Source organism: Bradyrhizobium sp. CCBAU 25338, assembly GCF_028128965.1.
In the GTDB taxonomy this organism is placed as follows: Bacteria; Pseudomonadota; Alphaproteobacteria; order Rhizobiales; family Xanthobacteraceae; genus Bradyrhizobium; species Bradyrhizobium liaoningense.
This window is the reverse complement of the sequence record NZ_LFKY01000031.1, coordinates 22,809-36,983: the sequence shown is the minus strand read 5'-3', so window position 1 is coordinate 36,983 and position 14,175 is coordinate 22,809. Positions and strand designations below refer to the sequence as shown.

The following is a 14,175-nucleotide window of genomic DNA, read 5'->3' as shown; positions in this document are numbered from 1 at the left end:
CGCGCAAGTGACCGATTGTTTTCAGGCTTACCTGAAAACAATACCCGCCTTTGTCATGATTGCCGCGAGGGCATGCGAACAGGGATAAGGCCCGATCAGAAGCATCGTACTCAAAATTCTTGAAAACATCGACGAGCGCGAGACTCCGGGCAAAAACTGGAATACCGTTCAACCATTGGTAGCGATGGGGGTTTCCATGCGTCGCAAAGGATTGATGGTAATTCTGGGTCTCATTGTTGCAATAGGAATTGGCCTCTATGCAACGTTCCAATCTCGTTATCTGATAGATGAGCACAATCGCGCGCGGATCGTATCGCTGCAGCAAACTGCGAGCGGACTAGATGCCTTGGAGCAAGGAGATCAAAAAGCAGTTGCCGTTGCGCTAGACGCCACTCTCTTTCGAAACATCGGCGACCAACTCGTCGGACAGAAGGTTATGCTGAGTCACCCCTCTCTGCCGGGTGAGACCTTGACCGTAGCAGTCGATCGCCTGACGTTCGCGCCGCAAATGGGCCGATTGGCCGGAAACCTGGGACTTAGTGTAAAGAGCGACAAGAGGTTTCTGTCAGTTGGCCTGGATGTTGAGTTTGCGCTGTATTTTTCCGGTGTGAGCCAGATTTTGCCAGCGACAACCGACCGACCGGCTGTCTTCGCTGCAAATTTCAGGTTGCTCCCTGTCTCCATCGAGCCGGTAATTTCATTCGGCTTTCTCAATCTGGTCGGCAGGGGTTTTGTCAGCGACATTATCACTGGCAACGTCGTGAATGGACTTTCCGAAAGATTGACCCTTTCGGCTCCGTACCAACCCCAGCTGCGATACACCCTCGACGAGAATAAGTCATTCGAGCAAAAATTCGGGGATGGCAACACGGGGACCTTGAAGTACCGGGTGACGCACGAGCCGATCTCGGTTGAGCGTTGGGCCCACGTCATTGCACCGATCTTCTCCGATCGCGGAGTTCTGCTCGCCGCGACATTGGACGAAACAGTTGCCCAGCCGTTTGACGTGAACCCGTCGAAGTATGATACCATTCCGACAACGCAAATCAGCAGCCTTGAGCAACAACTGACCGGACGCATAGCGCTCGCCAATAAATACTACTCAGGCAAGCAGCTGACGATCAGTATCAACACAGGTGCAATTGCCACCCTCACCGATGGAATTTTCGGCGCACTTCGGAAGCTATCGCTATCATTGGCAAGCACGGAAGTGTCGGGTCGCTTCGTTGACAAGCATTGGTCAGACAAGATTTTGGGCGATGGCGGCTTCTACGTCGAAGCGGCAGGGGGTGACCGCATCCATGGCTCCATCAGTGTACCGGCGGCGAATTTCAACTACGTGCCTGGCAAGGGCCTGGAAGGAAGCTTGGGCCTTTCGATCAGCGTGGACGCTGCCATTCACGTTCATGTCGATCCACTCATTGGCGGCGGCATAGGAACGACGGCCGGCCTTAAGGGATCGACAAATCCGACTGTCAGCGCACGAATAGCGTTTTCAAGCTTTACGTTTGAGGGAAAGGATGTCGCGCTTCTGTCTCCCGTCTTGAGCTGTACATCCGTTGATTTGAAAGTCGAAACGGACGGAACGTTCAAGACTGACTATGGCTGGACCAAGGTCCCCTCGATCGGCGTTATTACGAGCGAGCTGATTGGAGCCGATCCATCGGATCCTACAATCCTCTCAGGAATACCCGTCGTGGTCCCGGTTCTGGCAAAGACTGATGCGAAAGGCTCGGTAGCTCCACCTGATCAGATGGTCATCAGAGAGGGACTCTATTTGACCGCCGAAGCCACAAGGCTGACCGTGGATGCGGCAAGTACCGGATATGTGGTGGGCAGCGATTTCGTCCTGAAGGCAAGCAACCAAGCGCCGGATCCAAAAGCGGTGGATGAACGCATCCAGCGCCTGACGGCCGCCGCCAAAGACTTTTGGCGCAAGACACAGAAGCCGAACTGCCCCGAAAAGCCTGCGCTACGGGTGCTCGTGGGCGATCTCGAGTTTGGATCCAACAACGAGATCATAAAATTCATAAGGAATGCCTGGAACGATATCACGAAGGGACCAGGGAAAGACAACGAAGTGGTGAAGCTGCTGGACAGAATAAATGGGGCGGCGAAAGACTATGATGATGCGACGAGGAAGCTGGCTGGAGAGGTGGGCGAGGCAGCAAAAAATGCCTTCCCGAGGAATAATGATATCGGGCGTGCTGCAGGTGAAGTCGCGAAGTCCGTAACCAAGGCAGTTACAAATCCCGGAGGAGCGGTCATTGATCTCGGGAAGCAGATTCTATGCGGATTTTGCTAGGCCGCAGTGATGGCTCAAGATTAACGACACTTTGCCGGCTGGGAGGTACCCTACCCTCTCGCCGCGGCGCGAGTTGGCTGGCTCCGCCGGACTCTCTTTAGATCGCATTCCACTGAAGGCTCTTGCATGAGCGTTATACAGCGCAACCAAGGAGGCTCGTGTGCTTTCCTACCTTACGGCAGAAAGCAGCTTTATCCGGTCATACGGCAACCGCAGCCTGCTCCTGCTACTCCTGTGCGCTTTCACACGAACCGGCGAAAGCGTAGCCAAGGCTTCGATCATCGGTGTATCCGTCGATATCAATCCAGCCGTCATCGCGGCGTCGGGCCAGTCCTGGCCTTCCTCGTCACCGCATCTCTGAAGCTCGAGGCTGATAGCCTTATCATCGCACGTGAGGCGGTGCTGGACGAAGCAGGCAGATCGAGACACGCTTTCAGAACGAGCCCGTGGCTCTATGTGCTCATGCTCGTGCCTGCCGGCTGCGCAGCATTTCTGGCATTTCAATTCCTGGTGAAGCTTGTCCCGGAAAGCCCGGGATGCCCAAACTGGAATTGGTGGCGCCAACTGACCGACGTCGCCTTTATCGGAGGGACGCCGTCGGTATATTGTATCGGCGATCTGAAAAAGGGCGCACCCTGGATCTACCCGCCAATCGAAAGTTGGCTTTTGCTGGCATGCGTCCTGGGTTCTGCGTATCTGACATACACGATCATCCGAGGCTGGCGTATGTATCGCGGCAGGTGACTGATATTCGATGCTGATCGTGTTGGAGGCATAACCAAACAAAGAGTCGTTTTCCTGCAGTAGACCACGGCTCACAACGTCAACCATGCAATCCATGCGAATGGTCGATACGCAAATACTGGTCCATATGCAGGCCGGCCGACGCGTGATGCCGGCCCATGCCACTATTGCGTCCGTCTCGGCGAAAGAATTCCTGATCATGTACGGCAATAAACCTGACAGGGACAGGTACTACGTGCCTCTGAGACTTGGTCGACACAGTCTGATGGGCCCGCCTGCAGTACTTCAGATGCCCGCCGGTCACCCATTTCGCCGGATCGGCACCGATCGTCTGCTTATAGATTTCAACCAAGAGCATCCGAGTCTGGTCGAGTTTGGCAGCAATGCCATCGCAAGTGCCATCAACTCCGCTCGATCTGACCTGTTCAAGGCCGGTGTCATGGTTTTGCGAAAGGCTGAACAGCGCAATCTCGAGAAACGCTTTCGCTTTCTCATAGAGAACGGGATTCGCTGCGAAGCGCTTGAAGAGAATGCAGTCGGTTACGGCCTAGATATCCTGGACAGGTTCCTCAGCGATTACGCCCCGAAGGGTCACTTTCGCAACACGGTATGCGATGCGCTCATTTTGGGGACCGCGATCCGGCACAGAATTCCCCTTCAAACCGAAGATAAACTTCTGGCCCGACTGACTGCCAAGATGTTCGGGACGCGATTTTACCAAGAGGGAGAAGATCTCGTCATCGACTTCGAAACTCCCTCTGTGGTGCGGCGACGTCACGGCGAAAGCAAGGGCTACATTCACCGCGGGTGGCGCATCGCCGTTGATCCTCGGCGTTAGTCGAAGACAACGGTTGCCGGGGCGTGTACCACTTATGAAGCATCGGAGCTTGGCATCCTGAAGTGAAAGTCACAGCGAACTGAGAAAGTCACGAAAAGTCTGATCCAGCTTCGTACGCACGGCGCCTTCCGCAGCCAGCAATAATCTTCCTCCACCAGCGAGATCGGTTCCATATGAAGCCAGCGCCGCTTCAATCGACGCGCCGCTCTGCGAAGGAGCTCGAAAAAGGAAGCGCTGATGATCGAGTGCCCACTGCCAACGTTCCCGCATCCAAACAGAGAATGGCACTTCCAGGTGCCGTTTGAAGTTGGAGCGGTTAATTCCTTGGATGAAGCGCACACCGGCGACAAAGATATCATCCGGGTCAAGGTCCGTCCGTCGCGACACCTTGCCGATCTGAGCGGCAATACGATCCTCGACACGGTCACCGCCTGTTTCTTCGTAAACCATGGGTTTGAGAAGGCGTTCGCCCGGAAACCCGGAGGGAAATACTCCCGACCTCTGGTCGCAGAGCGTCGCGATAGCCGTTTGATTGCCCGTCCAGGCGGCAAACATCCCAAATGCCAGAAGTGCGTCCTCCGCGGTTAGAAGGGCTTCAGCCGATTGCAGGCGTTCGGATGTCACACGCTCGATTTCCCCGTAGGCAGGACTCTTGGTCCTCCTGGCACAAGGGCTTTGTTGTTGGCCTTCAGATACAAATCCGCTTCAATCCACGATCTCATATGCGAAATGAAGGAACTCGGATCGCTATGTGCAATTGCGCGAGCCAATTGCGCGTTTCGCAATGGGATTTCCATTGCCGGAATAGCGCGGCCACGAAGACGCGTCCGCAGTCCCAGCACAAGTCCGGAGGCAGCATTGGCGGCAACTTCGGTTTCAGCAAGCAAATACCTCAGGTAATCGCGAGACGTGAGCGGGAGATCACGGAGATCTGGCGGCTCGGAATTGCTGCACATTCCGGGAACCATACCAAAGGGCTCACCATCGATACTGACCCGCTGTCCTGTGGCCTGGCCGTAGAGCCAGAGCACGGTGTGTCCAACGACACGTCGACAATAGACAGCCTTAATGGACTGGTCGGCATCGATTGCATCGAGCTCCTCGAGCACTTGATCCATGCCGAGCAGCGCGATGCTGGGATTATTGTCACGGAATGCAGCAATCGCCTCGTCGGCGCGCAATCCAATAGCCATGGGCCGCATCTCTTCGCCTCCGACCTCGCCAGCGCTTTCGCGCGCTGCCGCGAACCATTTGTGGGCCTCGCCCCAGGCGCCCAGCTCAGCCGCGCTTATACCGGCTTCACGCTGCATGTGGGCTCTTTCAATTGGATCATTGAGCGCCGTCTTGTCGGCTGTTTCTGTAAGCAGCTTCAACGCACCGGCATGATCCTTGCGCCGATAGAGGATTTTCGCACGCGCCCGAGACAAGATCGGATCAGGACCAAGCAATCGAGCGGCCTCTTCAAGAGCGTCCAATGCCCGGTCATCTTCGCTACCGTATTCGTCGAACATGACGCCGCACGCGACGTGACATCGTAACGCTAGCTCGCGATAGCCCCATGAGCGCGCCTGTTCGGCCATCCGTGTGTACCGTTGCGCACAATTGAGCCAGTCAATATTTCCCTGCCTGTGCTCCTCCAGCCAGGCGTGATTCACCAACAAAGAAAAATCGCTCGGCATCGTAGGGACGTCGGCAAACAGTTTTTCTCGCTGCTCTGGCGTCGCTTGGTCAAGCCTATCGAAAGCGGCGCCCAGCTCGGCAACCGTTGCGAGACCCAGAACTTGGGTGATGAAAAACATTCCAACCGGCTTTGGCGAGGCTTTTCCATTGACCCGCTCATTGATGCTCGCCAAGAGCTGGCGGCCTTCGGGGCGGCGATCGCAGAGTTCTTCGAACCGCAAGATCGCCTCAATCCAATCAGGCACCGCACGAGAGAGTGTCGAGTGAATCAGGACCTTTGAAAGAACGATGAGCTCAAACCGTTCTTTCGCTCTTGCATTGGGCTCCTGCTGGATCTCCTCCTTTAGAGCCGACCAGCATTTCCCGATCCTCTGCAGATCCTTCTTTTCAAGAAGGAGGAGGAGCTGTCCAAGTCTCAGCAAGCAGGACAGCGACGGCTTGTCCGGATAGATGGGTCGATCCGTGCGGTGCAAGCGGAGGCCGGTCATCCAGTCGGGCAGCATGCGACGCACGCTCGGCTTTGCGACGAGAATGCTGTTGCCGAACTTGGTGAGAGCGAATTCGGACTTGCCCAGGAGGCCATGAAGGAAGGCTGCATTGGCCTTGGTGATGTCGAGTTCGCGCGGCTCCAAGATGACATTTGCCACAGCGTGGTGCACCGCGCGCTGCTCGTCAGGACTGAGCACTTCGGTCCCTGCATTGGCGAGCAACGGCGATATCCGCAATTCGTCTTGTGCGGCCTGATCGACCCAGGGTCCGACCAGCGAGTCAAGTTGCTCGCCGGGATTCCTGACGGAAGGAGGCAAACCCGCGACCTCCAGAATGAGTGATCGGTTGAAGCGACCGATAAGGAGGCTCATCCGGTAGAGCAGCGACCTTGCATTGTCCGGAAGCGCCGCCACGAGGCGTTGTCGTGCCAAGCGCTGCTCGAACTCAACCTCTTCAGCCGGATTGAGGTCCTTCAGACGCCGCAGCTCCTCTTTTGGCCACGCGCGCGAGCGCAGGCCGGCGATCATCGCCTGCACAAGCTGTGGGTGGCCAAATGCGGCACCGAGATGAATCCACCGGGCCCAGATAGCCGCATCGCCGCCGGCCGCAGTCACGAGTTCACCCACCTCGGCGATCGTCATGTCGGGCACAGGCACAAGCGTTGAGGAGTCAAAGCCCAATTCCGAAAGAGCTCGTCTGGAGGGTTGCCGGTAGGCGGTGACGAGACATAAGCCGTCGCGCCGTCTCATCGCTAGGATGAAGCGGTTCAAGCTCCGCCGAACCCGAGGATCTTCCAGCTCATTAAGATCATCGAGAATGACTCCGTTCGGACCTAGCGAGCTCAAATCGGCGATGGCGTGCTGGATGCGTTCGATTGCTTCGACTGCGGAACCATCCCGGAAGTCGACCAGATACCAGCTGCCGCCCTGCAAACGGGCGGATAGGCGAGCCAGCATGGTCTTCCCGACTCCGGTAGCCCCCGTCACAAATGCGATGCCGCTACGGGTCGCGCGCCCCAGGATATCGTCAACGAGGCCAGCTCGTTCGGCGAACGATGCCGGAAATGGAATCTCGCGCTCGGGATCGAGAACGTGCAATTTGCCGGGTACCGATGTTTCCACCGCGCCGGCATGTTCCGCGAGTTGATTCGTGAGCCCGCGGATTAGATCGTCCACCGCCCCGCGCGGCAATGACACCCGAGTCGCCTCATCGAGCAGCGAAAGCAAATCGCTTGCGATCAAACGACGCGGGAGCGGCTTTACGACCGTTGCCAATATGTGCTGTAGAACGATCGCACTCAAGCGCTCGCATTCAGCCGGCGGCAGCCGCAGTCGTTCCGATCCATAGGTGACGAGCGCCGATTCGAATTCGCTTTTAAGAGCATCCAGATCCGGGCGGCCACAATGCCAATGGACGCGCTGGAGCAAATCCTTTCTTAAGGCTGGATCATCGCGGGTGTCGATGTAGGCACGTGCGCGTGGCGTGAGGTCTAGTTGTGACAATACTTGGCGCAACGGAGCCACGTCCGCACCCGCCGCGGCGCGCCGCCAATAGATCAACGCCCCCTCAGAACCGATGCGATGGGAACTGCTGCGCTCCTGCCCGATCGAGGAGGTTGACAGAAATTGCAGGTTGACGTTGCGGTCAGGATTGCGCTCGACCAGGTCAACGAACGAATCGATCGTATCTCGGACGTCCTGTAAATTGATCGTGATGGTGGCCCGTGTGTCCTTCACTTCCACGGCGTTGAGGGCGTCTTCGGCAACGGTCGCGTAATCTTTGGCGACTTCGAGGTGAAGTTCTTGTCCCGGCGCTAGATCGAGCCATGCCAGCGCACTCGCGTAGAGCTGATATGCGTAGCCTCGCAGTGAGGCGATTGCCTGTGCAGCAGGGTCTCCGCGCGGCTCACCTGCAAGCCGAGGACCGGCGCTGTATGGGAACGATGAAGGCATCTATCTGAGGATGACAGTCAAACCGAATCTATGAGGCTGAACCATATCATTCAGGAACATTGGGGAGAATTCTCAAGGATCCTCAACCGGTTGACACCAGCAGCCAATACTGATTCTTGGCAGTCCCGTGCCTATCGAGAAGCTGTCCACAGCATCAAAGCAGACGAGAGCCATCGAGTCTGTTACCTACGGCAAGCATGACCACCGCCTCCATACTTCATAGTGTGCTCGTTCAGGGGCGCCTCGCCTTTGCAATGCGTCGTGCGGCGGCTGCGCGCGACCGTGAGCTCGGAATCCAGATTCTGACGCCTCCGCAGCTGGCGGCACGCCTGGCCGGTGGACTGCTGCATCCCGCATCTCGCGAGAGTGTCGAGATCGGCATTCGCAAAGCTTTGGGCGCCCCCGGCCTCTTGAAAGACATTGCCCCGATAAGCGATCTGCCCGGAGCGACCCGCGCCATATTTCGTACACTCCGAAGTATCTGGCGGTCTGGTTTTGACCTTCGGACCGGACCGTATGCCGGCCAGCCGCGTATCCAAGACCTTGCGCGGATCGAAGATACGGTGCGCCTTCACCTGCAGCCCGGCGAACGCCTCCTACCCGACCTATGCGATCTGGCTCGCGCGGCTGTGTCACTCGCCCCGCGCGTGCTGGGACCGCTTCGCTTACAAGAGCTCCACACAATCGATCCCATCTGGCGGCCGCTTATCAACGAACTGTGCAAGGTGATCCCAGTTGAATGGGACGCGCCCGCTTTTTGTGACGCCAGCTGGTTTGAAGGTACGCTCAACCGGGCCGCCCCGAGAACGTTTGGTAAGAGGCGCGCCGCAAGTTGCGCCGATCCGCATCACGAGGCGCTCGAAGCCATGCGATGGGCCCGAGAATTGCTCGCTTTCGGCCGCGCTCGCGCTTCGGAGATCGCCATCGCTACAACGGCTCCTGTCGCGTGGGATGATTACATGCTGGCCCTCGTCTCGGCATCTAATCTTCCGCTATGTTTCGTCCACGGCCGACCGGCCCTTGCCACAAGGGACGGTCAGCGTTGCGCGGCCCTCGCAGATGCGCTGCGTGGCGGACTGAGCCAGGCACGAGTACGCCGCCTTCTCTCCCTCGCTGCCGACCAAGGCACAGTCCTGGACGCCCTGCCTGCAGGCTTGCCAGTACCCAGCGAAGCAGCCTTATCCGCTGCCGCGGATTGGGAACGGGCCCTCGCCCCTTATCCCGAAACAGCATCGATCCTGATGCCCGTGCTCAAGCTTATCGAATCGGGCACGGACGCTGCCGAAGAGGCGGCCAAATTGCTTCTCCGGGGACGCTCCCGCAGGCTTTGGGATGAGGCGCTGCGATCGGCGCCTGCATCGGCACTTATGTTTTCGCTCGAGTCCCTGCGCGTTGCCGAGGACCGAGATCCGGCCGATTCTGTGGCGTGGTGTTCCGCCGATCAACTTGCCGCAGCACCGCGTCCGTTTGTCTGGCTGATGGGCCTTACAACCAGCGGATGGCCTCGTAGCGGCGGGCTCGACCCGCTCCTTCCCAGTTACATCGTCCCATCCGAATTGACGGACCCAGACCCGATAGAAGCAGCTGATCGCCGTTGCTTCGACATCGTTCTCGCCTCCACTGAAGAGACAGTCGTCTCCGCGGGAAGACTAAGCTGCGAAGGCAAACGCGTCGGACTAAGTGCTCTGATCCGCGTGAGCGAGAAAATCGACGTTCTTTCACGTGACAGGGCCGCCGGTCACGCGCTGACTGAAGCCGATCGTCTGTTTGCCCGGCCACAGGACAGAGGCGTAGATCCGATCGTCACGTCGGCGATGGCAGCTTGGCACGATTGGAGCTCGCGAAAGCTTACGCCTCACGACGGACTCGTGGAAAACGGTCATCCCCGGCTTTCGGAACTTCTTCCTAAACCCCAGTCGCCCACTTCGCTGTCCCTGCTTCTCCGAGACCCTCTCGCCTACGTCTGGTACTACGGCTTGGGTTGGCGCGACCTGGTTCACAAGGAACGTGAGCTCGTTCTCCCGGCCGATGATATGGGCCGCCTCGTCCACGAACTTCTGCGTCGCACAGTCGATCAGCTCGAGCCGAAACCTGGGTTCATAGTGGCCGCCCGGCACGAGATCCAGGAAGCCCTTGCCATGGCCGCGGCTCATGTGATCGACAGCTGGCCTTTAGTCACCAATGTGCCGCCTCCGGTGCTCTGGGCCAACACCGTCAGGCAGGCGGCTGAAATGAGCCTGGCCGGCCTCACGTTTGAGACATTTACGGAAGCCGGAACACGTTCCTGGACGGAGGTGCCATTCGGTGGCGAGGTCCGCGAAGGCGATCCTCCCGCTTCTCTGCCATGGGATCCGGCCCAGCCGGTGATCCTGCCGGGCACAGATATTCGCATTCGCGGGAGCATCGACCGGCTCGATCTTCGCGCTTCAGCAGCCGCGGTGCGGGTGACCGACTACAAAACCGGGCAGAGGCCGAAGGCTCCCGATCAAATGAGCGTCGACGGCGGTGCGGAACTTCAGCGCGTGCTCTATTCCCTGGCATGCCGCCAGTTGCTGCCCGACACGCAGCCGCTGATTGCTCGCCTGATCTATCTCCGTCCGCCAGTGAAAGTGTGTCCGCTCAAGAACCCTGACGGTTTTATTGATGTGGTCGCGGCTTGGGTAAAGCTTGCACGGAGCGTCCTTGAGGCTGGCTTTGTCTATCCAGGTATAGCCAACATGCCAGAGCGCTTCGGCAGGATCGCTCTACCCGCCGCGGTCAGTTACATCGAGCGCAAGAGCAGCGCCATTCGTGAAGCAGCGGGCCGAGAGCTCGCAGCCTATTGGGGAACGAAGTGAGCCTGAGGCCTGACGACAAAGAACGGGAGCGCGCACTCACCGATCTGAATTCCACGCTTCTGGTCGAAGCGTCGGCGGGCACGGGAAAGACGTCACTTCTTGCCGGACGCGTTGCGATGCTGCTCGCTTCAGGACGCGCTCCTTCGAGCATCGCTGCGATCACATTCACGGAACGCGCGGCCGCCAAGCTTCGCGCACGTGTGGACAAGTTCGCCGGCATGCTCCTCGACCGCACTATTCCCAAAGACCTGGAGCCTGCGTTCCGCGAGCGACCTTTGAGCGATGATCAAGCCGAAGCGCTCTCCAACGCACGAAGCCGCCTGGGCGAACTCACGACCTCCACGATCCACAGCTTTTGCCTCACTATTCTGCAAAGCTATGCGGTCGAAGCTCGAATAGATCCTGGCGCTGTCGTCATGGATTCGGAGCAGAGCGACCTCGCCTTCCAGGCGATCTTCGATTCCTGGCTCAACAAGCGGCTCGGTCACGCTGCACGCCCGGATGATCCAATCGTTGTCATGGCGGCATACGCCCCTGATCTCGCGGTGAAGACACTGAAGTCGTTAGCCACGTTTCGTCGTTCTTACCCCGAAGCACGACCGCTCCCGCCGCCGCGTTATGCCGATAGCGTTCATGACCTGATTGACGCTGTAGCTACCTTTCGGCGCTGGATCGATCGCATTGCGGCTCCCAAGGAAGTCGTAGAGGACGTCGTGGCGCTTGAAGCACTCGCTAACGCGCTTGCGCCTGCGGTTTCTGGCGCTCTCGATTTTTCGCAATTGTGGCTCCTCGTTCATCCGAAGAGCGACGCGCTGCTCCCTCGCGGAGGACATGCTTTGTCCCGGTATAAGGGCCGAATCAACCTCTGGTCCCGTTCGGCTGGCAAAATTGATGGGCCACAGCTCTCTGCAGCCGGTAAGGAGCACTATGAACGGTGCGCCAAGCTCTTTGCTGATTCAATGGGCGCAATAGCCGATGCGCTTCTGGTCCGCTTCTTCGGCGAAACCGACGAACTCGTTGGCGCATTCGATGAGTTCAAACGCAATGCTGCCCTGCTCGATTTCGACGATATCCTCATTCGCACACGCAATCTATTGCGCTCCGACGAAAGGGTGCGCGAAGCGGTCATGGCGCGCTTTCAGCGCATTCTAATCGATGAATACCAGGACACTGACCCTCTCCAGTCAGAGATCCTGTTTTTGATCTCAAGCGAACCAGGGACCTCGGAGTCCTGGGACCGGCGTAAACTTCGCAACGGAGCGCTGTTTATGGTCGGCGATCCCAAGCAGGCGATCTATCGCTTCCGTCGTGCCGATCTGAAATCGTATCTTCGTGCGCGCTCGGCGATCGAGGCGCAGTTTCCGGGGAACGTTGTTCAGATCTCGGCAAATTTCCGTTCCGGAAAAAGCATTCTTGGACATGTCGATCGGATCTTCGCGGAACGATTGGCAAAGCAACAGGGGGGCTATGCTGCCTTAAAATCGACCATTGCCGAAGATCCAAGCCGGATCCAAAGCATCGCAAAGCTGGGCTACCACGTTCCACCCGACACCTACGTTAACCCGATCCGAGACCTCGAAGCAAAGGCGGTTGCTGACCTTTGCGCGAGCCTTATCGGCAACGTGTGGATCCGGCGCTCAAATGGGGAGATTGCGCGCGCCGAGCCGGGCGACATCGCTCTGTTGGCTCCGCGGCGGACGCAACTCTGGCGATATGAACGCGCACTGGAGGACAAGGGACTGGCTGTGTCTTCACAGGCAGGCAAAAATCTCTATCGGCGACAAGAATCCCAAGACCTCGTGGCCCTCGTCCGCGCTCTGGCGGACAGCCGCGACACCCTGGCTCTCGGGGCGGTCCTTCGCGGGCCGCTTGTTGGTCTCGCCGAACGAGAGCTCCTCGATATTACTGCACGTCTGCGGGAGCAGGATGAAGGCGCTTTTTTAAACCTGAATACCGATCTCTCGCGCGTGGACCACCCTGTAGCGCACCATGTGATGTTCGGCCTACAGGAGCTGTGGCGGAAGCGGCGTGGAACGACGCCCTATGCCCTCCTGTCCGAGGCTATCGAGCTGCTCCGCGTCATCCCGAGTATGGCCGGCCGGAACTCAGATCAACAAGCTCGCTCTCTTGGCAATGTCAGCATCCTCCTCGAGCGAGCACGTAGCTATAACGTCCGCGGGCTCAAACAACTGGCGATCGATCTCAGCTCCGAATGGGAAGTCGAGCTGGCAGCCGATGAAGCTCCGGCCGACTATCAAGGCAACAGCATCGAGATCGTTACAGTTCACAAGGCGAAGGGCCTCGAATGGCCCATCGTTATCCCCATCAACTTTGTGACCATGCCGGAGAATGGCGAGGACTTCTTCTTTCGCTCGATCGACAACAGCGTGCACTGGACCCTCGGTGACGTCATCTCGAGCACCCTTGAAGCGGCAGTCGCGGCCGACCGGGCTGAGGCCGCGGACGAACGGGAGCGGCTACTTTATGTCGCCTGCACACGTGCTCTTGACCTCCTCGTTCTTCCAGCGCCTAGCTGGACTCCCGAGGGCGGGTGGGCGAAATTCTTCGATCTGGGTCAATCGGCACTTGAAGAAATCAGACATCCGCCGCCTCAGCCGTCCACGCCAACTTCTCTCTCGCCGGCGAACCATCAGACCGCCGCCATGTTTACAGATGAGCAGGAAGCCATTGAGCAGCGCAATCCGAGGATTCAGTGGCGTCGGCCGAGTTTGGCGGACATCGATCGGGAACTGCTCGACCGCGCAACGATCGATTTTGGCGCAGACGATGCAGATTCTGACGACAAGGCCGTCGTTGTCGGTGCCGGCGCGCTCCGGGGCATAATCCTCCACAAGCTGATGGAGGAACTGCTGACGGGGCTGTTGCGGCCAGAGCTAGCGGATCTGAATGCTCGGGCATCCACTCTCACACAAGAAGCGGTCGTGCCCGGGGCGACAGCACCTGATCCAGCTGAACTGGCGGCTACTACACTGCGTACTTTCTCGCATAGAGAGCTCAAGCCCTACATCGAAAAACTTATTCCGGAGATACCCATTTTTGGAGCGCGATCCGACACTGTCCTGGTGGCCGCGCGTGCCGATGCTATCGCGTTCGAAAAAGCCGTCCGGATCGCTGCTTTCGACTGGAAGAGCGACGTCGCTCCCACTACGGATGCTCATGAGGCCTACGCGAGCCAATTGCTCGAGTATCTCGAGCTGATTGGTATCGAGAAGGGTGCGGTCGTTTATATGACCTCTGGCGAGGTACGATGGGTACACCGTCATGTCGGCAGCAATGGCTAGCTTGCACAGAGAAGCCGTACGCGACCAA

General features: G+C 58.3%; 6 protein-coding genes. 4 read left to right on the top strand and 2 right to left on the bottom strand.

Features of this window, described 5'->3' with window-relative positions:
- Positions 1-196: 196 nt before the first annotated feature.
- On the top strand, positions 197-2,305 hold the full coding sequence (locus ACM42_RS11555) for a hypothetical protein (RefSeq protein WP_128948160.1): 2,109 nt from the start codon (positions 197-199) through the stop codon (positions 2,303-2,305).
- 844 nt (positions 2,306-3,149) lie between these two features.
- Positions 3,150-3,887 (top strand): hypothetical protein, encoded by a 738-nt coding sequence (locus tag ACM42_RS11550; RefSeq protein WP_271528050.1) that lies wholly within the window; start codon positions 3,150-3,152, stop codon positions 3,885-3,887.
- A gap of 69 nt (positions 3,888-3,956) precedes the next feature.
- On the opposite strand, the gene ACM42_RS11545 is transcribed toward ACM42_RS11550, so the two are convergent.
- Both ACM42_RS11545 and ACM42_RS11540 read right to left on the bottom strand, forming a co-directional pair.
- Positions 3,957-4,511 carry a hypothetical protein gene (locus ACM42_RS11545; protein ID WP_271528049.1) on the bottom strand — a complete coding sequence of 185 codons (555 nt, stop codon included), beginning with the start codon at positions 4,509-4,511 and terminating at the stop codon, positions 3,957-3,959.
- Positions 4,508-8,008: a hypothetical protein gene (locus tag ACM42_RS11540; protein WP_271528048.1), complete on the bottom strand. Its 3,501-nt coding sequence runs from the start codon at positions 8,006-8,008 to the stop codon at positions 4,508-4,510. Before ACM42_RS11540 ends, ACM42_RS11545 begins: the two co-directional genes overlap by 4 nt.
- Positions 8,009-8,205: 197 nt before the next feature.
- Here ACM42_RS11540 and ACM42_RS11535 point away from each other — a divergent pair, with 197 nt between their 5' ends.
- Together ACM42_RS11535 and ACM42_RS11530 are read left to right on the top strand one after the other, a co-directional pair.
- The gene (locus ACM42_RS11535) at positions 8,206-10,845 is read left to right on the top strand and encodes a PD-(D/E)XK nuclease family protein (protein ID WP_271528047.1); all 2,640 of its coding nucleotides are present in this window, start codon (positions 8,206-8,208) and stop codon (positions 10,843-10,845) included.
- On the top strand, positions 10,842-14,147 hold the full coding sequence (locus tag ACM42_RS11530; protein WP_271528046.1) for a UvrD-helicase domain-containing protein: 3,306 nt from the start codon (positions 10,842-10,844) through the stop codon (positions 14,145-14,147). Before ACM42_RS11535 ends, ACM42_RS11530 begins: the two co-directional genes overlap by 4 nt.
- Positions 14,148-14,175: the final 28 nt, after the last annotated feature.

What these genes read in the sequence shown, in the direction of transcription:
- ACM42_RS11535 (WP_271528047.1), top strand. Translation starts at nt 8,206, where the DNA reads ATGACCACCGCCTCCATACTTCATAGTGTGCTCGTTCAGGGGCGCCTC.
- ACM42_RS11550 (WP_271528050.1), top strand. Translation starts at nt 3,150, where the DNA reads ATGGTCGATACGCAAATACTGGTCCATATGCAGGCCGGCCGACGCGTG.
- ACM42_RS11555 (WP_128948160.1), top strand. Translation starts at nt 197, where the DNA reads ATGCGTCGCAAAGGATTGATGGTAATTCTGGGTCTCATTGTTGCAATA.
- ACM42_RS11540 (WP_271528048.1), bottom strand. Translation starts at nt 8,008, where the DNA reads ATGCCTTCATCGTTCCCATACAGCGCCGGTCCTCGGCTTGCAGGTGAG.